25 protein-coding genes are annotated in these 20707 nt (G+C 45.5%); 21 read left to right on the top strand and 4 right to left on the bottom strand.

Translation table 11 applies throughout. From position 1 onward, the window contains the following. Window positions 1-20: 20 nt before the first annotated feature. A complete protein-coding gene (locus NSU15_RS26495; protein ID WP_042131036.1) occupies window positions 21-245 on the bottom strand; it encodes a DUF1128 domain-containing protein in 225 nt (74 codons plus the stop codon). Window positions 246-388: 143 nt separating this feature from the next. On the opposite strand from NSU15_RS26495, the gene yyaC reads away from it, so the two are divergent. Both yyaC and NSU15_RS26485 read left to right on the top strand, forming a co-directional pair. Further along, entirely contained in the window at window positions 389-916 is a 528-nt protein-coding gene (gene yyaC / locus NSU15_RS26490) for a spore protease YyaC (protein WP_339288141.1), read from the top strand. Between the two features lie 90 nt (window positions 917-1006). Beyond that, a complete protein-coding gene (locus NSU15_RS26485) occupies window positions 1007-1813 on the top strand; it encodes an alpha/beta hydrolase (RefSeq protein WP_339288140.1) in 807 nt (268 codons plus the stop codon). 126 nt (window positions 1814-1939) lie between these two features. Here the strand turns inward: NSU15_RS26485 and NSU15_RS26480 are convergent, their stop codons facing one another. Further along, entirely contained in the window at window positions 1940-3241 is a 1302-nt protein-coding gene (locus tag NSU15_RS26480) for an MFS transporter (RefSeq protein ID WP_042131033.1), read from the bottom strand. A gap of 221 nt (window positions 3242-3462) precedes the next feature. Between NSU15_RS26480 and NSU15_RS26475 the strand changes: the two genes are divergently transcribed. The 4 genes from NSU15_RS26475 (at window position 3463) to NSU15_RS26460 (ending at window position 9248) form a co-directional block, all read left to right on the top strand. Next, complete coding sequence (locus NSU15_RS26475) at window positions 3463-4134, top strand: DUF6483 family protein (RefSeq protein ID WP_339288137.1); 672 nt, start codon at window positions 3463-3465, stop codon at window positions 4132-4134. Beyond that, window positions 4134-4943: a PhzF family phenazine biosynthesis protein gene (locus NSU15_RS26470; protein ID WP_339288136.1), complete on the top strand. Its 810-nt coding sequence runs from the start codon at window positions 4134-4136 to the stop codon at window positions 4941-4943. The genes NSU15_RS26475 and NSU15_RS26470 overlap by 1 nt, the downstream gene beginning before the upstream one ends. Before the next feature lie 82 nt (window positions 4944-5025). After that, complete coding sequence (locus NSU15_RS26465) at window positions 5026-6216, top strand: SAM-dependent methyltransferase (protein WP_339288134.1); 1191 nt, start codon at window positions 5026-5028, stop codon at window positions 6214-6216. Window positions 6217-6725: 509 nt separating this feature from the next. Then, on the top strand, window positions 6726-9248 hold the full coding sequence (locus tag NSU15_RS26460) for an O-antigen ligase family protein (RefSeq protein ID WP_339288133.1): 2523 nt from the start codon (window positions 6726-6728) through the stop codon (window positions 9246-9248). Here NSU15_RS26460 and NSU15_RS26455 read toward each other — a convergent pair. Next, window positions 9237-9890: an SdpI family protein gene (locus NSU15_RS26455; RefSeq protein WP_339288131.1), complete on the bottom strand. Its 654-nt coding sequence runs from the start codon at window positions 9888-9890 to the stop codon at window positions 9237-9239. The genes NSU15_RS26460 and NSU15_RS26455 overlap by 12 nt on opposite strands. Window positions 9891-9892: 2 nt before the next feature. Then, window positions 9893-10195 (bottom strand): autorepressor SdpR family transcription factor, encoded by a 303-nt coding sequence (locus tag NSU15_RS26450; protein ID WP_042131028.1) that lies wholly within the window; start codon window positions 10193-10195, stop codon window positions 9893-9895. A gap of 636 nt (window positions 10196-10831) precedes the next feature. On the opposite strand from NSU15_RS26450, the gene NSU15_RS26445 reads away from it, so the two are divergent. The 15 genes from NSU15_RS26445 (at window position 10832) to gatA (ending at window position 20702) form a co-directional block, all read left to right on the top strand. Continuing rightward, window positions 10832-11446, top strand: coding sequence for a DedA family protein (locus NSU15_RS26445; RefSeq protein WP_042131027.1), 615 nt, complete (start codon window positions 10832-10834; stop codon window positions 11444-11446). Continuing rightward, window positions 11443-12009, top strand: coding sequence for a thioredoxin family protein (locus NSU15_RS26440; RefSeq protein ID WP_339288129.1), 567 nt, complete (start codon window positions 11443-11445; stop codon window positions 12007-12009). Before NSU15_RS26445 ends, NSU15_RS26440 begins: the two co-directional genes overlap by 4 nt. A gap of 4 nt (window positions 12010-12013) precedes the next feature. Next, window positions 12014-12643 carry an MBL fold metallo-hydrolase gene (locus tag NSU15_RS26435; protein ID WP_339288128.1) on the top strand — a complete coding sequence of 210 codons (630 nt, stop codon included), beginning with the start codon at window positions 12014-12016 and terminating at the stop codon, window positions 12641-12643. A gap of 185 nt (window positions 12644-12828) precedes the next feature. Next, window positions 12829-13044: a hypothetical protein gene (locus NSU15_RS26430; protein ID WP_339288126.1), complete on the top strand. Its 216-nt coding sequence runs from the start codon at window positions 12829-12831 to the stop codon at window positions 13042-13044. A 77-nt stretch (window positions 13045-13121) separates the two neighbouring features. Beyond that, complete coding sequence (gene sigY / locus NSU15_RS26425) at window positions 13122-13667, top strand: RNA polymerase sigma factor SigY (RefSeq protein WP_339288125.1); 546 nt, start codon at window positions 13122-13124, stop codon at window positions 13665-13667. Then, window positions 13654-13989: a YxlC family protein gene (locus NSU15_RS26420; protein ID WP_042131022.1), complete on the top strand. Its 336-nt coding sequence runs from the start codon at window positions 13654-13656 to the stop codon at window positions 13987-13989. The genes sigY and NSU15_RS26420 overlap by 14 nt, the downstream gene beginning before the upstream one ends. Further along, the gene (locus NSU15_RS26415; protein WP_339288123.1) at window positions 13986-14198 is read left to right on the top strand and encodes a hypothetical protein; all 213 of its coding nucleotides are present in this window, start codon (window positions 13986-13988) and stop codon (window positions 14196-14198) included. Before NSU15_RS26420 ends, NSU15_RS26415 begins: the two co-directional genes overlap by 4 nt. A 52-nt stretch (window positions 14199-14250) precedes the next feature. Then, the gene (locus NSU15_RS26410; RefSeq protein WP_042131020.1) at window positions 14251-14442 is read left to right on the top strand and encodes a PLD nuclease N-terminal domain-containing protein; all 192 of its coding nucleotides are present in this window, start codon (window positions 14251-14253) and stop codon (window positions 14440-14442) included. Then, window positions 14442-15356 (top strand): ABC transporter ATP-binding protein, encoded by a 915-nt coding sequence (locus NSU15_RS26405; RefSeq protein ID WP_339288122.1) that lies wholly within the window; start codon window positions 14442-14444, stop codon window positions 15354-15356. Before NSU15_RS26410 ends, NSU15_RS26405 begins: the two co-directional genes overlap by 1 nt. Then, window positions 15353-16123: an ABC transporter permease subunit gene (locus NSU15_RS26400; RefSeq protein WP_339288121.1), complete on the top strand. Its 771-nt coding sequence runs from the start codon at window positions 15353-15355 to the stop codon at window positions 16121-16123. The genes NSU15_RS26405 and NSU15_RS26400 overlap by 4 nt, the downstream gene beginning before the upstream one ends. A 244-nt stretch (window positions 16124-16367) precedes the next feature. Beyond that, entirely contained in the window at window positions 16368-16751 is a 384-nt protein-coding gene (locus NSU15_RS26395; protein ID WP_042131017.1) for a hypothetical protein, read from the top strand. 342 nt (window positions 16752-17093) lie between these two features. Further along, entirely contained in the window at window positions 17094-17591 is a 498-nt protein-coding gene (locus NSU15_RS26390) for a sigma-70 family RNA polymerase sigma factor (protein ID WP_339291473.1), read from the top strand. Window positions 17592-17615: 24 nt separating this feature from the next. Next, window positions 17616-18773, top strand: a complete 1158-nt coding sequence (locus NSU15_RS26385) for a DUF4179 domain-containing protein (protein WP_339288119.1) — start codon at window positions 17616-17618, stop codon at window positions 18771-18773. Window positions 18774-18929: 156 nt separating this feature from the next. Then, a complete protein-coding gene (gatC, locus tag NSU15_RS26380; protein WP_042131015.1) occupies window positions 18930-19217 on the top strand; it encodes an Asp-tRNA(Asn)/Glu-tRNA(Gln) amidotransferase subunit GatC in 288 nt (95 codons plus the stop codon). 27 nt (window positions 19218-19244) lie between these two features. Next, window positions 19245-20702: an Asp-tRNA(Asn)/Glu-tRNA(Gln) amidotransferase subunit GatA gene (gene gatA / locus NSU15_RS26375; RefSeq protein WP_042131014.1), complete on the top strand. Its 1458-nt coding sequence runs from the start codon at window positions 19245-19247 to the stop codon at window positions 20700-20702. Window positions 20703-20707 lie beyond the last annotated feature (5 nt).

Raw genomic sequence — 20707 nt, 5'->3', positions numbered from 1 at the left:
TTTATTTACCTGCAGATCAATTATTTCTGACGTAGGCGTCCGAGTTCAGAGACGAGCGCTTCCACCTGAGAAATACTGAGTCTATCGCTGCTCATGGCTACCTCATAGACATCGAAGATATCCTCATATTTATCTACTGAAAAAGCAGAGGCTTGCATTGCTGCAGCGCTAGCCATTTTCAGCTTGTTCTTGATGGCCTCGATCATATATTCAACATTTTCCTGACTAGGTTGTGTTAAATCCATAGGTTATTAACATCCTCTCTGTATACTGATCCATGTATTTTACCATGATTGTGAGCTTGATCACCATTTTTTTGTCGAGCCCACAGAAATCATGTTAAATTAAAGGCATGAAATCAAAAATATCATCGAAGGGAGGAAAGGTATTGGCAATTAGAGAACAGGGAAGCGGAAAACGAAGCAAATTGGTCGATGTAGGATTGGTGTCCTTTTTTATGGAAATTGCTGCACTGCATTCCGCTGAGAAAGTCACGTTTCTGTGTATCGGAACGGATCGTTCTACAGGTGATGCCCTCGGTCCGTTAACAGGGAGCAAACTTCTGGAATATGGCTTTCCACACGTAATCGGTACGTTGCCATCTCCTTGCGATGCAGATAACTTGATGGCCAGAGTAGCTGAGATTCCATCGGAGCATATCATTATTGCTGTGGATGCCTGCCTAGGACCACCAGTAGCTCTCGGTTATTTCTTCGTTTCGAATGAGCCGCTTCAGCCAGCACAATCAGTGGGGGCATGCCTTCCCGCAGTGGGGCATTATAGCTTGGCGGCGATTGTAGATATCAACGGTCCAAAACCCTATCGGACGCTGCAGACGACTCCACTACATAGAGTTATGGTTATGGCTGAACAAATTGCCGCCGCAGCAGCAAAAGGGTTTGGAATTGGGTATTAAGAATACGATGCCGGTTTCAAGGAGAGCTGTTTTGCTTAATAATAGATATTAGTTAATATATCTTAGTATTTTGGAAAGAGGGAAGCAGCCATGGAAAGAGTACGTTGTGACGGAAGCAATATTTGCTACAGTGATCAGGGGAAAGGCGAGGTTATTGTATTACTGCATGGCTTTTGCGGAAGTGCTGAATACTGGGAACAAGTCATTCCCATCTTAAGCAGCGACTACCGAGTGATTGCTCCCGATTTACGTGGTCATGGAGCTTCTGAGGCTCCACTAGGCCCCTATACTATTGAACAAATGGCAGACGATGTTCTGGGCTTGTTAGATACACTGGAAATTTCTGAATGCACCATGCTGGGACATTCACTTGGTGGATATATTACACTTTCGTTCGCGCAGCGGTATGCCTCTCGATTGAAGGGCTTCGGATTAATCCATTCTACGGCATATCCGGATAGTGAAGAAGCTCGGGAGAATCGATTGAAAAGTGTCAGCAGGATTCAAAATGAAGGTATTACTCCTTTTGTGGACAGCTTTGTCCCGGGGATTTTTGCTAAAGCAACCGCTTCTACATCACCGCACTTGCTGGAGCGAGCAAAAGAAATTGGTTACAAAACACCTCCACAAGGAGCAGCGGGAGCTGCACTGGCGATGCGCGAGCGTCCGGATCGACGTGATGTGATCACAGCTACCACGTTGCCGGTACTTCTTGTTGCTGGCGAGCAGGATGGACTGATTCCTGCGGAGCGTACCTTTACTTCGGATAAACCAAATATAACGCAAGCTACGATTTCTAGAGCAGGCCACATGAGCCTCTTTGAAGCTCCTGAACGGTTAGCTGAGGTTATCAAGGAATTCACCCAAGCTACGGTTAGTATTAACAGCCATTCGTGATCGCTGAAATAATAATTCAAAAAAGAGGCAGCTCCGCGTCAAAGTAACTGGCGTGGGCTGCCTCTTTTTCTGAAAAATAATTTATTATATCTCTAAAGTACGACAATGTCGTTTCATCTTGGGAGACTATTGAAATTTGCGGATGGAGGGAACGCTTAACACCACCCCAATACATGTCATCCCTAGTCCGGCAAAGATAGCTATGGTTGTTACGCCTCCAATGAGGTCAGCCAACCAGCCTACAAGGATATACCCAATGGGCAGCAGCGCGAAGGAGCCTAGCAGATCTAGACTAGCAACACGGCCGAATGCTTCCTGAGGTACGAGCTCTTGCAGACTAATCTCCCAAATGAGCCCAAAGATCATTAGACCGAAGCCTTCGAGAGCAAATAGGGCAATTGCGCTAATGGCGTTCGGAGCAAAGGGGAGAAGTAGTAGCGCCAGACCGCTTAGGAAAGCACCTCCGTAAGCCATGAACCCTCGATGATTCCACTTGGGTCTCATGCCGAACAGCAGTCCTCCAATAATCGCACCTACTCCTGAGAAAGTGACTGCAAGTCCATAAATATAGGGCTCCCAGCCATGATGCACTTTAAAAAGCCAAGGTACAAGAATACTTGTAATACCGGCATAACAAATGTTGATGAATGAAAAAGCCAAAATCGTAATCCACAACCAAGGCTGACTCCGCAATACCGCGATCCCCTCCATGAAATCCTGTTTCCAATTCGGAGAAGATTCCAAGGGCTGTGCAATAGATGATGTAGGGGGCTTAGCTATTTCGGAATTTGATTTGTTGAGTAGTACTTTTCGTAAATAAATCAGACAGACTAGGGACATTAAGTAAGTAAAAGCATCCATCCCAAATCCTACACCAGCCGATAAATGAGTAATCAATATCCCGCCAAGGGCAGGACCAATAAGGCGTACGGTCTGAGTAGTCATTTGAGTTAGCGCATTAGCGGCAACACGAATATTTGGCGTGAAGATTGTTGCACGGACTGCTGCATAAGCAGGCTGAAACAGACCATCAAGCAAACCATAAAAGCCTACCAATACAAGTAGAAGCGGGATTGTCAAAACCCCGATCAAAGAAAGAGCGGCAGTTGCCAGCATGATTAAGAACCGAGCAATATCAGCCAGCATCATAATCTTTACACGGTCATAGCGGTCTACGATATGGCCAGAGATAGGAAGCATTATTATATTTGGCAGCATGTAGACGGCCATTACGATGCCCATAATCGTTGTAGATCCAGTTAAGGAATAGACTAAGACAGGTAAAATAACCATCGTAACTGAACTTCCTAGAAATGAAATCAAGTGACCTAGCCATAGAAAAGGGAAAGCACGTGATTCCGCAAATGGAGCAGCGAATCCCCGGAATGGGTTACGGCTTTTAGATTCAGTAGTATTTGCAGAGATCATGTATAGGTATTGCCTCCTATGTATTCATCCTTGATTGGTGGGGTCAAGTATATTTTAACTTGGCATTTTGTGTCAATAAGAAGAAGGGTCTTGATCATTCCTTTTCTTATAATTGCTTTAGTGGCATAGCGAAGTGCAATGGTTTAAGATAAATGAATAGAACATATATAATAGCCGGATACACAAGCTTTACAGTTACAGTATGGAAAAGGGGGAAGTTCATGTTCCGAAGAGACTATATTGTCCGGATGATCGAAGATATGACGGCGATGGTTGCAAAGGTTCTAACGCTGAAGCAGGAGCGGAAGACAACGGAAGCCTTATGGGAAATTGATGAGCTGTTGAACCGACATTTTCCACTGAACTCACGTCTTTTAAACTCACTATCTGTAGAAGATATCATAGATATGTTCCGTTTTAACGGGGTGTTGGAGTCAGATAAGCTTCAAGGTGTTGCCAAACTGCTTAAGGAAGAGGGCAGCATTTATGCTGCTAGCGGTGATCATGATGCAGCGCTATTCAGAAGCATGAGGGCACTGCATTTATACTTGTACGCAGATTTGCACGGCGCTGATCGAGAACTGCTGCAGATGACAGCTGATATCGATGAACTCCTGGAGGAAGTCAAAGCATATCGTCTCCCGGCCAAGACGGAACGGCTGCTGCTAGTTTATATGGAGTCCATCGGGCATTACAGCAGAGCGGAGGACAGTCTGTATCGACTATGGGAGCAGGGGGAGAATGTCTCGCTGGAAGGCGATCAATTGTACAGACGGCTGCTGCTTAAATCACCGGAAGAATTGGAACAAGGCTCGCTTCCTATACATGAAGTGGAACAAGGATGGAAAGAGTGGAGCCGGATCACAGAAGTTCGGAGGGAGTCGGAAGCCTAGTGAATACACCTTTATTTATTATCGATGCCTTTGCAGGAAAAGCTTATTCAGGAAACCCGGCGGCAGTATGCTTGCTGAAGCATCCAGTTGATGAGGTATTCATGCTGAAGACAGCAGCAGAAATGAATTTGTCAGAGACGGCCTTTCTCTGGCCAGAGAATGATGGATATCGCCTGCGTTGGTTCACGCCCAAGACTGAGGTTAATTTATGTGGTCATGCTACTCTAGCTAGTGCACATGTATTGTGGGGAGCGGGATTGCTGGACCCCGATGTGGAGGCTAGATTCTATACACGCAGCGGGTTGCTTAGAGCTTCTCGTGCAGGGGATCTGATCTCACTGTACTTTCCGCCTTATGAGCTTAAGGCTTCTCCTACAATTCCGGGTCTTACAGAAGCACTTGGTATTACAGAGGCAAATGTAGTGGAAACTATGTTATATGCGGACAATGTGCTTGTGCGACTTGATCAGGAATCCTTAGTTCGCGAACTTAGCCCAGACTTCGGGGCTTTATCCCGACTTGAAGGGAGAGCTTTCGCGGTAACTGCAGTTAGCTCCACGGAAGGCATAGATTGTGTGTCACGGTTCTTTGCACCGAAGATGGGGGTAAATGAGGATCCGGTCACAGGCTCAGCGCATACTGCGCTGGCACCTTTTTGGGCTAGTCGACTCAACCGTACGCAGTTGACCGCCTATCAGGCTTCCGAACGGGGAGGTTTGCTTCAACTTGAGGTAAGCAAAGATCAGATTAAGATGTCTGGCCGAGCAATAACTATCGTTAGTGGAGAGCTGCATGTGAAGCCCTGCTAGGATACCTCTTGTAGAGCCGTGATATAATGAAACGATGATGGTTAGGAGACATAGATTCTCCATTTTTAATCCCGAAAGTGAGATGTGCGTTGTGGAATCTTTAACAGCTCTTATTGAACAACTGATAAGTGACCGTACTTTGATTATGGCAACCTTAAGCCAAGTACGTTATAAAGGGGAGACTTGTACGAAAGTACAGGTTAAACCTATTGAACTAAAGGGTAAGCTGCATTATCAGTTTGCATCTTATATTGGTACAAAGGTTGAACATCGGAACGTACCGGCTGAATTAGCTGCGGAGGAAATGACTCTTCTATTCAGAGAGACATTCCGCCAAGGTCTGCTATGTACAGTAGAAGCGGATTATCAGGTGCTGATTAGCAAAAAATTTAAAGTGTCGATCCTTACCAAGTCTCCCACTAAAAAAGAAGAGCCGGATCTAGCGCACAATCGCCGTAAGCGTTATGTGCTGGAAGATGGGGACCCTGTACCCTTTCTCGTGGAGCTCGGCATTATGAATAGAGAAGGTAAAGTGCTTGCTAAACGATATGATAAGTTTCGGCAGATCAACCGATTCTTGGAGATGGTCGAGGATGTACTTGCCGATCTTCCAACTGGGCGACCATTGACGATCGTTGATTTTGGTTGTGGGAAATCGTATTTGACCTTTGCGCTTTATCACTATCTGACCGTTCGCAAGAAGCGGGATCTCAATATTATAGGACTAGATTTGAAAGCTGATGTCATTGAGCATTGTAACGAGCTTGCTGCGAAGATCGGTTACGATCACTTGAAGTTCCTTGTGGGTGACATTGCCGAGTACAATGAGCTGGATCAGGTAGATATGGTTATAACGCTTCATGCTTGTGACACTGCTACAGATGCTGCACTCGAAAAAGCAGTACGCTGGGGGGCCTCCGTCATCCTGTCTGTCCCTTGCTGCCAGCACGAATTATTCGCACAGATTGAGAATGAAGTAATGAGTCCTATGTTGTCGCATGGGATACTGAAGGAACGTTTCTCCGCCTTGGCTACGGATGCCATCCGTGCCAAATTACTCGATATGATGGGCTATAGCAGTCAGCTGCTGGAATTCATCGACCTGGAGAATACACCTAAGAACATTTTGATCCGCGCCGTTAAGAGCTCAGGTGGTGATAACTCCGTCAAATGGCGTGAATATACCGCATTCCGTGACTTTATAGGGGCGAAGCCTTATCTTGAGCGCGTATGCGCTGACCTGCTTCCGGGTGAAAGTTCGGTGGAGGGGTAACACGACATTTTAGGAGCGGATAATTGGTTTAATTGTATTTTATGCAGCTAGATAAGCTCTGAAGGTGCTTTACTATGAATTAGTTGCACTCTGTACACTTAAAAACGGATAATTGTCCTTATCTTGCGGGATTCTCGAAAAATAGTTGTATATTATGCAATTACACTAGGAAGCAGTGGCGAATATCAGAGGTCAGTTGTATTTTTTGCAACAGAATATGCTTTGAAGCTACTTTTTAAGGATTTAATTGCACTTTGTACACTCTAAAACGAATAATACTCCGTATTTGGCGGTATTTTCGCGAAACGGTTGCACATAATACAATTAAAATGAAACTAGGCAGCGAATTAAACAGATCTATTGTACTTTTTACAACTAAATAGCTCATGTTGAGCATTAGGGCGGTGCAGCTCCTTCGTGGAGAGGTATCGTCCTTTTTGTATTCTAGTTTTGGCAAAGGGGAAATGTGGAAAGGATAAAGATAACTTAACGATTACAGGGGTATCTATATGTGGAACGTTAACAAAGCGCGGAGTCTGGATTCATTAATCATATATTTTAGTGCAGCCTTAGTAATCGCAGCCGGAGTAGGAGCTTGTTTGCTGCGGGGATTTTTTTTTACGGAGGAGATGTATCCCTTTCTGGTCCTATGGTTTGTGATGTGCTCTGCGATTTTGCTTTATTTGTACATTGGAGTGGGGAAGTGGAAAGGCAGCGTGTGGGGAATAAGTGGGGTACCCATAGTTGTGAGAATAATTCTGATCGTACCTTTGCTAGTTCTATCACTCTATCTGATTCATTGGCTAGGAGAACCTCTTTCGGCACAGGGAACAATGAATGAAATGTTACGTTGGGGCTTGTATGCCAGCTTTGCATTTTTGGTTTGTTTTTGCGCGTTGAATCGGGTGGGGCGTCAGCTTATCATTGCGTCTTGGTCCATTTTGGGTATGTTCTTAAGCATGAGTGCTCTGCTGGCAGTGTGCGGGGTGGTAGAGTTACCTTTTGCTGTAGCCTATAGTAATTCATCGGAAGTAAGCATCACAGGTGCCAGATTAGCAGGGGTGATGGAATATCCTAATGCTTTTGGAGCTGTGATGGCTATCTTTCTACTGGAGCGGCTGTTTGCTGCCGCTGCTTATTATGTAACTCCGCAGAAGAGTGCGAAGAAGCGGGTAGCAGGAGAGCGGGTGATTGGGCGAGAGTGTAAACAGACAGGGCAAGAGTATGCTGGGGAAGGACTACGGAGTAACGAGACAGGTTCAAAGTGCGTAGAGGTGGAACGTAGGAGCGAAAAGAAATGGTCAAAGTGCGAAACGGTAAGCGTGAACGTAGGGGATGGACGCGTAGGTGTGGAGCAGCTAGAAACGGTAAGCACGGCCGCCGCGCTGCTGCGCTTGCTGCCGCTGTTCCCGTACGCCGCCGCGCTGCTCCTCAGCGAGTCGCGCGGCGCGTGGCTGACGGCGGCTTGCGCCTGCGCCGCCGTCTTGCTCTGGAAGCGGCAGCTCATCGCGCCGCTTCTTGCCGCTGGCGCCGCGCCTGTGGTCGCCGCGGCGCTGCTCTACCGCCAACTGACCCGTGCCGGGTTGGCGGTAGAGCCTTTGCCCGGCCTGCTGTTGCTGGCCGGGCTTTGGGCCAGCGCGCTGCTAGCCGGCCTATGGCTGTGCCGCCGCCAGCGCAGTGCGGCGGGCAGTGCCCGAGCCGCCATGCTGGCATTGGCGGCGGCAGGTTGGACGGCGGCGGGAAGCGCCGTCCTCTTGCACGTGCGCGAGCGGATCACCGGACCGTCATCGACGGTATCCGCGCGTAGTCTGTTCTACCGCGACGCCTGGCGGCTGGCGGCAGAGGCACCTTGGCTGGGGCGCGGGGGCGAGACTTGGCGGAGCTCATACCTCGCCGCACAGTCTCGCCCCTATGTAGGCAGCCAGGTGCATAGCGGTTATCTCGACATCCTGTTGAACCTAGGATTTGTCGGCCTTGCAGCCATACTGCTTATGCTGCTAGCAGCAGGCTGGCTGCTGGCTAAGAGCGTGCCGCGGCTGCTGCCGCCATTTTTGGTTATCGTTTTACATAGCGCAGTCGATTTTGACTGGAGCTACGGATTAATCTGGCTGCTGCTTTTTTGGCTGCCAGCACTTGCGTTAGCTGATCATGAGCAGGAATATCAATCTGCGATAACCCGCTTTATAACCAAAAGTTCGCTCATAACTCATTCCGCATCCGCGACCCTGCCGCCAGCTCACTCGCCATCCACGAATTTGCAGACCACGCACTCTTCGTCTGTGAATTTGCAGACCATGGACTCCGCATCCGCGACCCTGCCGCCAGCTCTCTCGTCGTCCGCGAACTTGCAGACCATGCATTCTACGTCCTTGAATATGCAGACTACGCATTCCGCATCCGCGAACCGGCTAAATTCCGTCTACCCATATTTTCGCGGGCTACTCATTACTGTCGCCGGTTCCTTTTGTCTCGTGCTATTCGTGTTGTCCTTTCAGGCCGCCCAAGGAGAGAGGTACTACCGGCAAGCAGTTCAGACGGTTGATTCCTTGGAGAAGGTTAGTTTGCTGCAACAATCACTAGCGTGGAATCCTCGGTCTTCTAGAACAGCTATAGTATTATCTAGGCTGCTTACGGGCGAAAAGAGCGTGAGAATACTCCGGCAGAGCTTGCAATACTCTCCAGAGAATCCAGGTTTGAGCTGGGAAATGGCTGGACGGTGGATGTACAGTGATGATCCGGTAGCTGCACTATATTGGGTACGCCGAAGTCTTCGACTAGATAAATACAACAATGCGAAGTGGGTCAAAGGGATTGAAGGCATGCTTATGATGGGCCGGAAAAAGTTAGCGGAAGGGAATCGAAAGGAAGCTATGAACTGTATTGCCTCGGGGAATGAGCTTTTGCGGCAGTATAGAGTATTAGTGGAATTCGAGGCTAGCAAAGGGGAGCAGCATAATGATCGAAAGTTCCATATGACAGAACAAGCCGACGACCTTAGTCGGCGGCTTAGTGTATTAGCTTCAAGATTTTAACTGACGCGAGATGATCCAGGAATACAGAACAGGGACAATAATAGCAAGCACAAGTGCTGTAATAATAAGAACCTGAGACAAGACTCCGCTCAAGAAGGCTCCCCCAAAAATAAGCAACCCACCGACCATCCACATTCTCCCGGAAAGGCGATGTGTTTTTCGCCACACCTCTGGGCTGGAGAGCGTCCAGGCTGTACGAACACCGAATAAATAATTATCTTTTACCTGTGGCATGTAGTTGCCGAGCGCAATAAACATCACTCCGACAGCTCCTATAGCAATTTTGCCCACATTAATATCTTTACCCAGACCGTAAGCAACCGTGAGCACGAGCATTAGATTAAAAAGCACACCAATAGCAAGTCTGCTCATGGCATAGGCATTTTCGAACTTCTTGTAATTTTCCCGTTTAGGATCGATGCTGCGGGTGAACTGCATGATCAGCGGAAGCACAATGCCTAAAATACCCCACAGGGGAATAGCTATACTTTTATCCCAGTACCGGTTGACCTTACCCGTAATTCCCCACTGCGCGGGCAGCTCCTGTGGGAGCTTGCCGTAATTGATTAAAGCGTAAGACAGTGAAGCTAAACCTAAAATTACGATCAGTGTATCCTGCCATCTCCATTTAAAATCCTTCATCGTCAATCAGCCTCCTTCTCAGAATCAGTATTCTGACGACTTTGCTTTCCCGTACCTGTTAGCTCAAGCATCCAGCCAAGAACCTCTTCGAGAACCGTCGTATTTAATGAATACATAATGAATTGACCTTTTCTTTCATCCTGTACGAGATCGGCATGCTTCAGTGCATTCAGATGGTGAGAAATGCTTGGCTTAGACATGTTGAAAAAATCGGCAATTTCACCTGCGGTTCGGTCTTTCTCCTTTAGTAACCGAATGATTTGGCGACGGGTAGGGTCAGCTAGTGCTTTGAAAGATTCATTCATGTTCCACCCAGCCTTTCGATATTTAGGTAATTATCTAAATATATAATAACCATTTATTATATGATGTGTCAATGTGTATTCGCCTCCTTATAACTGCAAACAAAAGTATCATCGAATCTTTGAAATTATCGGCGTTTGAACCTCTGTCCATGCTAATACTAACTGTGGGCATGTACTCGATAAATAGATCGAATCAAACAAGAGGTGGAGTGGACACATGATGCTGGATGGACCGCTTATTAACAAGGTAATGTTTTTTCTTGAAATTCTAATAATTGTTAGCTCTTAGATTTTAGCTGAAAAGGTGTCCATTTCCATCTTCATTGGTGGAAGTGCACACCTTTTTGGGTTATACGTGTTTGTTCCAACTCTTTTTAAGAGAGGATCGAAATAGGGTGACTGCCTTGCCGCTGTAAGTAGATGTGATAAGGTTGCTTGTGCTAGAATAGGCTAAGAGAAACTGGAAAATAGAGCAGAGCGGCAGAGCTTTTGAAAATATAAGAAAGCATAAGTTTAGCATCAATACTTTATATTCTTATATTTCTCGTTTAAACGCTTAGCGTCTTAATATAGATGCCGAAGATGTTTACGCTTGATACATAGCCATATTCTGCGGAAAAGGGAGGAGGAGTACGGTTGCATTTTATTTCTGATCTGATCTCGACATTGTTTGAATGGATTCAGAGTCTTGGGTATTTTGGGATTATGATCGGACTTATGATTGAAGTCATTCCGAGTGAAATTGTACTGGCTTTCGGTGGTTTTTTAGTATGGAGTGGAGATATTAACTTTTTTGGTGCCGTTTTATTCGGTACGATTGGCGGAGTCATCGCACAGATTTTTGTATATTGGATTGGTCGTTATGGTGGCAGGCCTGTTCTGGAGAAATACGGGAAATATATTTTTATTCAAAAGAAGCATATTGACCATTCAGAAGAGTGGTTCAATAAATACGGGACTGGCGTAATCTTTACAGCACGTTTTATTCCCGTTGTTCGCCATGCCATTTCCGTTCCAGCCGGGATATCGAAAATGCCTTTAGGTAAGTTCACTTTGCTGACTACGCTTGCTGTTATTCCATGGAGTGCGTTATTTGTATATTTGGGTATGACCTTAGGGAATAAGTGGGAAGATATTGACAAAGTAGCAGCTAAGTATACCAACGAAATTATACTTGTAGCGATCGCTCTGATCATCATTTACTTTGTGTTCAAATGGTACAAATCCAAGAAAAAGGGGACTACAAAATGAAGCAGAATGTAGCTCATAAGTTTGGAAAAGGCCTAACACCGCGCCAATTCGTAGAAAGTATGACGAAGAATCAACAGGCTTTTGAATCCTGGTATGAGAAGTTTAATTGGGAAGATGAGAGCGATAAGGAATATTTCGAAAGTCTGAACCATCGCGACGATTTGCGGGTACTTATTCTTGCAGCGGATTGGTGTGGAGACGTAGTTCGCAACGTTCCTGCTGTATTCCGTATTCTGGAGACGGCAGGAATGAAGACAGAGGTATTCATTTTGGAAGAGAATCCGGAGCTTATGGATGATTTCTTGACCATGGGTGGAAGATCTGTCCCTGTTGTGATTTTTGCGGACACCGGCGGATATGTGCTCGGACATTGGGGTCCTAGACCAGAGCATGTGCAGAGTATTATGAGGGAGTTTAAACGTGAGAATCCTGATCGTGAGGCCGCTGATTACGACAGCAAAATCGCAGAAGCACGTAAGGCCATGGGGCAAGCCTATGGGGAAGGAACGGAATATCAGACAGTTATCGCAAAAGAGCTGCGTAGTCTGATTTCCGGATTCTAGACCGATGTTAAATATACGTTCATTTAATCTAGGTCCGCTTCAGACGAATGCCTACTTGCTGACAGGTGCGGATCCTGTGAAGGGTATCATTATAGATCCCGGTATGAATCCAGCTGCATTAGTGCGGAGTATCGAAGGGATGGAAATCGAAGCTATTTTGTTGACACATGCGCATTTTGACCATATGGGCGGTGTAGACGAAATTCGTAAAGCTAAGAAATGCCCTGTTTATTTACATCCACTTGAAAGTGAATGGCTAAGCAGCCCCAAGCTGAACGGTTCACTTATGTGGCCGGAGGTGTCATCTCCTTTAACTACAGGTCCTGCGGAATATGATCTGGCAGAAGGACAAGTTCTGCAGTTCATCGGACACACCTTCCGTGTGTACCATACACCTGGTCACTCTCCAGGCAGTGTAAGTTTCCTTTGTGGAAATGATCTATTCTCCGGTGATGTACTGTTTAAAATGGGGGTTGGACGCACAGATTTACCCGGTGGTCGGGAACGAGATCTGTTCGATTCTATTCGCGGCAAACTATACAAAATGGATGATGAAGTGAAGGTTTATCCAGGGCATGGCCCACGGACAACTATTGGCTTTGAAAAGATTCGCAACCCTTATGTTCCTCAATAGACGTTGGTTCTAGTAGAACCGACAAAAACCGAGGAAGTTATGATAGACAAAAGACTACAAAAGGACTACAATGAGGTTAATTAAATGTAACATTTACCTCGCGAAGCACGCAGACTGCGGAATTAATCCCGGTTTGCGTTCTTTTTTTGTCTTCATATAGGCTTAAAAGCATGGAGGGAAGTAGAATGGAGAAGAATATATACTACCCGTTGGACTGCGGTTGGTATGATTCCAAAGTTAATTATGGTGAATCCTTGCTCCAAAAGGGCAGTGTGGATTACATGGAAGTACAAGTGAATTCAAGGGGCGAGTGCAGAAGTGCGTCGCTTTTTTGGCGTTTTCCGGCAAGGGATGGGATCATTCAGCCCTGGCGGCGCAAGTTGTGGGATCTCAAAAAATAATTATTAAGCAAAGTGAACGATTCACAATACATATTCGTACTACAAATATAGGAACGAAATCTTGAATGGAGGGGCAGATGAGCGATCAGTCGCTGGAGAGAATCAGACGGGCACAGCAGGGAGATGCTTCAGCACTGTCTTCACTGCTGCAAGAACACTATACTTTTTTATTTAAATATTTAATCAAGGTGACTATGGACCCGTTGCTGGCAGAGGATCTTGTACAGGACACTATGGTCAGATGTATGGAAAAAATCAACACCTATAACGGAACCTCTTCGTTTTCCTCATGGTTAATCACAATAGCTACCAGAATGTTCATTGATCGAAAGCGACGCTGGAAGCGTGAGGCGGAGTGGAAGCAGCGCGAGCAACAGGAACAGGGGATACGTTCGATTCGGTGGCGGTTTGAGAGCAGGGGGGAGGAATGGAGTGGAGTGCTGGATGCCCTCTCCAGATTGCCTTCTGCACAAAGGGTAGCTGTGTTACTGAAGCATTATTATGGCTATAGCTACGATGAAATCGGTGAAATCATGCGAATTCCTTCAGGCACAGTCAAGTCGCGTGTATCGCTTGGTCTTAACCAACTACGAAAGGAGCTGAATGAGGATGGAGAAGGATAAAGATAAGGAGCCTGAGTTGTATTTGCATAAGCTTGCAGATGAGCTTGACCGGTTAGATGCACAATATAATGACATCACACCACCTTCATTACAGGAACTGGAGAGGTTAATGGTTGATGCCTCTGTGCATAGAAAGAGCATGGAACGTAAAGAGCTGTTGCTATTCTGGGGGATATCGTTGATTCTGATCAGCGTATTTCTATCCATTCTCGGTTCTGCTCCGATGATCTACTGGATTATTCAAGCGATCATTCCTATTGCGGGACTCAGTGCTCTAGGGATAGCGAGAATCAGGAGGAATAGAGAAGGTGCACAGGAATGAATGAACTGCAAGATGTACCTCTATGGTTATGGATATTGATAGCTGTTCTTTTAATGCTGCAAGGCACGTTTTTGTTCCGGGACGCAAGACGACGCGGAAGAAAAGCTTGGTTCTGGGGACTATGGGCTATTACTACAGTACCGTCTCCCGCTCTGGTCTATATACTTGTTGTTATTCTACCGGAAAGACGTAGGAGAAAAAAATTGTAAGAGTCTAGGATATGAGCTCGTTCCTTTCATAACACTAAAGGAGTGGTACTTCATGGAAGATGTAAATTGGGGTTTAATTATGCCGTTGATCATTTTACAGGCTTTACTGGCTATTATCGGTTTGATTTCACTAGCCAAAGCCGATAGCGTGCGTGGCCCAAAATGGATGTGGATCATCATTATTATTTTTGGAAATATGCTAGGCAGCATAGCTTACTTTACGATAGGAAGGAAAGATGTCTAATGTCACTCCTTCAAGTTACAAATTTACGCAAAAGCTATGGGGAGTTTATTTCCGTAAAGGATATAAGCTTTGAGATTGAAAAAGGGCGGTGTGTAGCTTTACTGGGGCCTAATGGTGCTGGAAAGACGACCACACTACGTATGCTGGCTGGACTTTTAGAACCTACCTCTGGAATAATTTCTTTTGAGGGGAGCCGTCCTGGATCAGAATATCGCAAGGGATTAGGGTATGTTCCGCAGTCTCCGGCCTTTTACGGGTGGATGACTGGACAGGAATATGTAGTATTTGCTGCAAAGCTTAGTGGGATGGGTACTAAAGAAGCGACAACCAACGCATTAGAATCGCTTAAGCGTGTAGGCCTCAAAGACGATGCTCGTCGCAAGATTGGTGGCTATTCCGGTGGGATGAAGCAGCGGCTGGGTCTCGCACAGGCGCTTGTACATCGCCCTCGACTTCTTTTGCTTGATGAGCCTGTATCTGCACTTGATCCGATTGGCCGCAGGGAAGTAATGGAATTGCTACGAGAAATACGTGAAGAGACAACGGTAGTCTTCTCCACACATGTGCTGCATGATGCAGAAGAGATTTGTGATGATATTATTTTAATGAATCATGGACTCATCGCTGAGCAGGGGTCTTTATCGCAGCTTCGTTCACAATACAGTCTTCCTGTTATTCGTTTACGTACCGAGAAGCACAAAGAAGCCATTCAGTGGCTGGAATCTCTTGCCTCCAAGCCATTTGTACTGGAGTCCCAGTTGTTCGGAGATCATGCCGTCTTTAATGTGAACGATGTAGAAATGGCCCGCCGGACGATTTTGCACGAAGCGGCGCAGCTCGAAGTTCCATTGCTGCAATTTGAAGCAGGTTCTTCCACATTAGAGGATTTATTTATGAAGGTGGTGGGCGTATGAGCAGCACATGGATCCTTTATCGAAAAGAAATGCTCGAGATGGCTCGTAATTATAAGCTAATCTGGATACCTGTCGTGTTCATCATCTTAGGTATTATGCAGCCTTTAAGTACTTATTATTTGCCAGAAATATTAAAAGCCTCAGGTGATGTGCCCCCGGGTCTGTTGGAGGGTTATGAAATACCGAGTGCCGCAATTGTGATGGCGCAAGCTCTAGGACAGTATGGAACGATTGGGATGCTCGTGTTGGCGCTTGGCTCTATGAACACTTTAGCGGGTGAGCGTTATAGCGGAACTATGGAGTTAATTCTAGTAAGACCCGTTTCTCCGGCAGCAATTGTGTTCGCTAAATGGGCAGCCCAATTAACCTTGCTTGTTGTTGCTCTTGGACTGGGTGCAGCGGGTGCTGGATACTACACGGAACAGCTAATTGGCTCACTATCATGGGGCAATGTTATCGTAGCTTCTGGAGTGTATGGTTTGTGGCTATTATGTGTTGTCTCGACTACTTTGTTGTTTAGTGCCTTTTTAAGACCTCCAGTAGCCGCATTTCTAGCATTGGCGTTAATGGCTGGATTTTCACTAGGTTTAAGTTTATTGCCTAATTGGTTTGACTGGACACCCGCCGGACTTTCCGGACTGTCAGCAGGAATTCTAACAGATGGAGAAGGTTTTAGAGCAGGTCCATATCTGTCTGCCAGTATATTGATCATGATTTGCCTTGCTGGGGCCTCATTTTTGACAAGGAAGAACAACTTTCCCGACTGATTATTAAGCTGTTGGGTATCGAATATAGTATATTTTAAAATATAAGAAAGTATAAGTTTCACACTATACATTATCCTTCTATTTCTCGCATAAACGCATATCGTCCTTAGGGGACGCCGAAGGCGTTATTGCTTGGTAGAATTTTCAGGATCACCCGGACTGCTGCTAGACAGTTCTATCTTTTTTTAGTAGACTGTTGAAACAAGCAAAATCATGATAGATTTTGGGGTCAGGAGGTAGGGCGATGCTGCGTTTAGGAGAAAAGATTGTCATTGTTGCGGACGCTTTTGAGCAGAGTCTTCCTATCGGGGAATACGGCTACCTAATTGCTTACGACCGCAATCCCGATAATGCGTTTGACTATGTTATACGTGTACCGGAAGCCAACAGGAACTTTTATGTTCCGGCTGAAGACATTGAGGCGGAAGAACATTTATTAGTAGCTGAGGCTGAAAGAGCAACGCATGAAGCGTTAATTGATTATGCTTTGTCCACGTACAATGAGAAGCTGTTCCATCATTTGATGAACGGTGAAGATATGGATACAGAAGAGACGGAAACAACGTCAACTGAAAGCATGTCCCAAGCAGATTTCATTAAACAAGTGAATCTTAGAGCTTGGATTTAAGGAAGGCCGGCGCAAGCCGGCTTTTTTGTTTTGATATAAGAAAGCACCATACTTTATGTCCTATATTTCTCCCTTAAACGCTTAGCGTCCTTATATGGCCCCGAAGGCGTTTTTACTTGTGTCATAAAGAGAATTCCACCTCATCATCCCCCCCTGAATGGACACATCACTTTCAAAAACTTTTTTAATTCCTTCTTTATAATTTTAGAGCGCTCATTTTTATTTTTTCGGGGTACAACCAACTGCCAATTTTATGTATCTAAATTATTGAGAGCCGAATACGAGAATGCAGATCTGCGGTATAGGCGCTTTAACCTATATAAAGGAGAACCTCTAGTGAAGATGATAACCGCTGTTCAAAAAGCGAGAAAAGGCGATAAGGAAGCTTTTATTCAGCTGTGTCGGCAGATTGAACCTGAAATGTATGGCATGGCCCGATCTATTTTGGGCAGGGATCAGGATTGCGCAGATGCCATGCAGGAAGCCACATTAAAGGCTTATCGGTCTATCCAAGGCTTACGACAGCCGGAATTTTTCAAGACATGGATGATTCGAATTCTTATAAATGAATGTCACAAGCTTCAGCGCAAACAGACAAATATCGTGGAAGTTGGAGATACCATTACGGCTCTGGAATGCCATTCCTCCGATGCAGAATACGAAAAAATCGAGTTGCGAGAAGCAGTGGAGCGGCTAGATACTCCGCTGCAGACCGTGATTTCGCTGCATTATTTTCAGGATATGCCTATTCGGCAGATTGCAGATCTTCTGAATATTTCCGAAACGGCAGTTAAATCGCGTCTCTATAGGGCAAGAAAAAGCTTATTGAATGGATTCTAATGATATTTAGAAGGGAAGAAACACATGAAGAAGAGAACATCGGAACAGCTTGAGTTGCTTTTGAAAAATATGAATCTTCTCCCGGCAAATGAGCTACCCGCTGTGATTCGCCAACGCCAAGAGGAAACGTATGCGATGTTAGATGAAATAACGAAGCCTATGTACAAATTTAATATTTTGAAGCGGACAGCGATTGGATTTGGGGTAGCTCTGGTTTTAGGAGTTATCGTGCTTGGAAGCGGCTTTGCTTCTCCTGCTCTCGCTAGGTCGCTCGAACGTATCCCCTTAGTAAATAGTATTTTTGAGTTTGCTGGTGATATGGGGCTTCAAGCAGCGAGTCGCCAAGGCTTTACGACCTCAATTAATAATAGCGACGAAGTTCAAGGTGTTACTATCCGTGCTAGTGAAGTTATATATGATGGTACACGGCTTTCTGTAGCGCTGACACGTGAAGGTGAAGAGGGAGCATTCAGTGAATCTGTTCAGGATCTTCGGGTATTCATTGATGGACAACCTCTAAACGCTGGGGAAGAAATAGAGAATTCTTTTAAACACAATATTGGGATTATTATTTCTCCCGGGACTGATGAGCGAGCGTTAATTTTGCAATTCTCAGAGAAATCCTATGATGAGGGGGGAACTACTTTACCGGATCAGTTCCAAATGACAGTGAAAGGCCGGCTGTCCGGAATGGAGGATGATTTTCAAATTGAAATCCCTGTAAAGAAGGATACGAGTCATAATATTGTTCATCAGCCCGGAATCAGTCGAACCTATAATCATGTAACGACCATTATCGAAAAGATTACTCAGACTCCGGCAACCACACAAATACAAATGAGTACTCAAGCCGTGGGTGATATTCCTGATACTTACCTAACAGATACAAACAACCTGGCAATCCATTATGAATTCTACGATGATAAAGGCAACTTGTTGAAATATGTGAATGGTAGCAATGGTTGGTCAGATTCGAAGAAGGTAGATGATGCAATCCATTATAGTCTTAAAGAGGATGTTAATCTTGTGCCGTTGCCAAGGGATGTGAAAGCACTAACTGTCAAACCTTATCTCTACAAATATATTGGAGAGGGAAGCGAAAAACGAAATTTACTGGACAGTCACGGTTACCCGGCAATCGAATATATTCTACAGCTTGAAATGACAATCCCTATACGTTAATGCATGAAACGCTCCTTTAAAAAGTGTTGGAATCCCCTTCACTTGGATAAAGGAGCGTTTGTTTTACAGCCCATCATTGAATTGTCCAAGTTTCTACAATATAATTAAAAACGTTATCCGGGCGCTTTAGCCCTTTAAACAGGAGGGATTTAACTTATGAGCATTACCGTTAAAGATGTGCAGCATGTGGCCAAGCTGGCTCGTCTGCAATTGAGCCCGGAAGAAGAGGCAACCTTTACAGAACAAATGAATGCTATTTTACAATATGCTGAGAAGTTGAATGAGCTAGATACGGAGAATGTGAAGCCAACCACGCATGTACTGCAGGTCAGTAATGTGATGCGGGATGATGTTGTGAAGGAAAGCTTAACGCAAGAGGAAGCACTTCTTAACGCGCCGGATGATGAAGACGGACATTTCAAGGTTCCAGCTGTTTTGGAATAACTACATAATTAGAAAGGGGGAAGAATCTTGAGCCTGTTTCAAAATCGATTGCCAGAAGTACATCGTATGTTGACTGCTAAAGAAGTATCAGTCAGTGAACTGACTGAAGAATCGCTAGCGATTATCTCTGAACGGGATAAGAAAGTAAATGCATTTTTGACCTTGAACGAGGAGGGCGCTCGTAGCACTGCACGCGCTTTGGACGACAAACTGGCATCTGGAGCAGCACGTGGGCTGCTGTTTGGTCTTCCTGCCGGAATCAAGGACAATATTGTAACTAAAGGATTGCGCACGACTTGTGCCAGCCAATTTTTGAATAATTTTCAGCCGATTTATAACGCAACTGTAGCATCTAAACTGCAACAGGCAGATGCTGTAACGATCGGTAAATTGAATATGGATGAATTCGCGATGGGCGGATCTAACGAGAACTCCAGCTTTGGACCTGTGCGTAACCCTTGGGATCTAGAACGTGTTCCTGGAGGTTCTAGTGGTGGATCTGCTGCAGCTGTAGCTGCAGGTGAAGTGTTCTTCTCACTTGGTTCGGATACTGGGGGTTCCATCCGTCAGCCTGCTTCTTATTGCGGCGTCGTAGGTCTCAAACCTACATACGGTCTTGTATCACGTTACGGACTGGTGGCTTTTGCCTCCTCTCTTGATCAGATTGGCCCGCTAACACGTAATGTAGAAGATTCTGCATATGTGCTTCAAGCTATTGCTGGTTATGATGCACAGGACTCTACTTCAGCTAAGGTAGAAATTCCTGATTATTTGAGTTCACTGACTGGTGATGTTTCCGGTCTTCGTATCGCTGTACCTAAGGAATACTTGGGAGCTGGTGTCGATGCTTCTGTTCGTGAGACGGTCTTGTCCGCGCTTAAGGTGCTGGAGGGAATGGGTGCTGTCTGGGAGGAAGTTTCATTACCACATACGGAATACGCAGTAGCGGCTTATTATTTGCTATCTTCCTCGGAAGCTTCGTCTAACCTTGCACGGTTTGACGGTGTGCGTTATGGCGTACGTGTAGATGAAGGTGGAGGATTGCTCGATCTGTACCAAAACTCCCGCAGTCGCGGCTTTGGCCCTGAGGTGAAACGCCGTATTATGCTAGGGACTTATGCGCTGAGCTCCGGGTATTATGATGCTTATTATTTAAAAGCACAAAAAGTGCGTACTTTGATTAAACAGGATTTTGATGACATCTTTAAAAAATATGATGTGGTTATCGGCCCAACAGCGCCTACGACAGCATTCAAATTAGGTTCACAGACTGAAGATCCGCTGACCATGTATCTGAACGATATTCTCACGATTCCTGTGAGCTTGGCAGGCATTCCTGCCGTTAGCGTTCCATGCGGCTTTGCAGAAGGTATGCCAGTTGGTCTACAAATTATTGGTAAAGAATTTGACGAGAGCACGATTCTGCGTGTTGCTCATGCTTTTGAACAAAATACAGATCATCACAAGCAGCGTCCACAGCTGTAGTAAAG

The sequence above is a fragment of the Paenibacillus sp. FSL E2-0201 genome, assembly GCF_037963325.1.
Taxonomy (GTDB): Bacteria; Bacillota; Bacilli; order Paenibacillales; family Paenibacillaceae; genus Paenibacillus_AQ.
The sequence above is the reverse complement of the archived record's forward strand: the minus strand, read 5'-3'. Positions and strand labels throughout refer to the sequence as shown.

What these genes read in the sequence shown, in the direction of transcription:
- NSU15_RS26495 (WP_042131036.1), bottom strand. Translation starts at nt 245, where the DNA reads ATGGATTTAACACAACCTAGTCAGGAAAATGTTGAATATATGATCGAG.
- NSU15_RS26485 (WP_339288140.1), top strand. Translation starts at nt 1,007, where the DNA reads ATGGAAAGAGTACGTTGTGACGGAAGCAATATTTGCTACAGTGATCAG.
- NSU15_RS26480 (WP_042131033.1), bottom strand. Translation starts at nt 3,241, where the DNA reads ATGATCTCTGCAAATACTACTGAATCTAAAAGCCGTAACCCATTCCGG.
- NSU15_RS26475 (WP_339288137.1), top strand. Translation starts at nt 3,463, where the DNA reads ATGTTCCGAAGAGACTATATTGTCCGGATGATCGAAGATATGACGGCG.
- NSU15_RS26465 (WP_339288134.1), top strand. Translation starts at nt 5,026, where the DNA reads ATGTGCGTTGTGGAATCTTTAACAGCTCTTATTGAACAACTGATAAGT.
- NSU15_RS26460 (WP_339288133.1), top strand. Translation starts at nt 6,726, where the DNA reads ATGTGGAACGTTAACAAAGCGCGGAGTCTGGATTCATTAATCATATAT.
- NSU15_RS26455 (WP_339288131.1), bottom strand. Translation starts at nt 9,890, where the DNA reads ATGAAGGATTTTAAATGGAGATGGCAGGATACACTGATCGTAATTTTA.
- NSU15_RS26450 (WP_042131028.1), bottom strand. Translation starts at nt 10,195, where the DNA reads ATGAATGAATCTTTCAAAGCACTAGCTGACCCTACCCGTCGCCAAATC.
- NSU15_RS26440 (WP_339288129.1), top strand. Translation starts at nt 11,443, where the DNA reads ATGAAGCAGAATGTAGCTCATAAGTTTGGAAAAGGCCTAACACCGCGC.
- NSU15_RS26435 (WP_339288128.1), top strand. Translation starts at nt 12,014, where the DNA reads ATGTTAAATATACGTTCATTTAATCTAGGTCCGCTTCAGACGAATGCC.
- NSU15_RS26430 (WP_339288126.1), top strand. Translation starts at nt 12,829, where the DNA reads ATGGAGAAGAATATATACTACCCGTTGGACTGCGGTTGGTATGATTCC.
- sigY (WP_339288125.1), top strand. Translation starts at nt 13,122, where the DNA reads ATGAGCGATCAGTCGCTGGAGAGAATCAGACGGGCACAGCAGGGAGAT.
- NSU15_RS26420 (WP_042131022.1), top strand. Translation starts at nt 13,654, where the DNA reads ATGGAGAAGGATAAAGATAAGGAGCCTGAGTTGTATTTGCATAAGCTT.
- NSU15_RS26415 (WP_339288123.1), top strand. Translation starts at nt 13,986, where the DNA reads ATGAATGAACTGCAAGATGTACCTCTATGGTTATGGATATTGATAGCT.
- NSU15_RS26410 (WP_042131020.1), top strand. Translation starts at nt 14,251, where the DNA reads ATGGAAGATGTAAATTGGGGTTTAATTATGCCGTTGATCATTTTACAG.
- NSU15_RS26405 (WP_339288122.1), top strand. Translation starts at nt 14,442, where the DNA reads ATGTCACTCCTTCAAGTTACAAATTTACGCAAAAGCTATGGGGAGTTT.
- NSU15_RS26400 (WP_339288121.1), top strand. Translation starts at nt 15,353, where the DNA reads ATGAGCAGCACATGGATCCTTTATCGAAAAGAAATGCTCGAGATGGCT.
- NSU15_RS26395 (WP_042131017.1), top strand. Translation starts at nt 16,368, where the DNA reads ATGCTGCGTTTAGGAGAAAAGATTGTCATTGTTGCGGACGCTTTTGAG.
- NSU15_RS26390 (WP_339291473.1), top strand. Translation starts at nt 17,094, where the DNA reads ATGATAACCGCTGTTCAAAAAGCGAGAAAAGGCGATAAGGAAGCTTTT.
- NSU15_RS26385 (WP_339288119.1), top strand. Translation starts at nt 17,616, where the DNA reads ATGAAGAAGAGAACATCGGAACAGCTTGAGTTGCTTTTGAAAAATATG.
- gatC (WP_042131015.1), top strand. Translation starts at nt 18,930, where the DNA reads ATGAGCATTACCGTTAAAGATGTGCAGCATGTGGCCAAGCTGGCTCGT.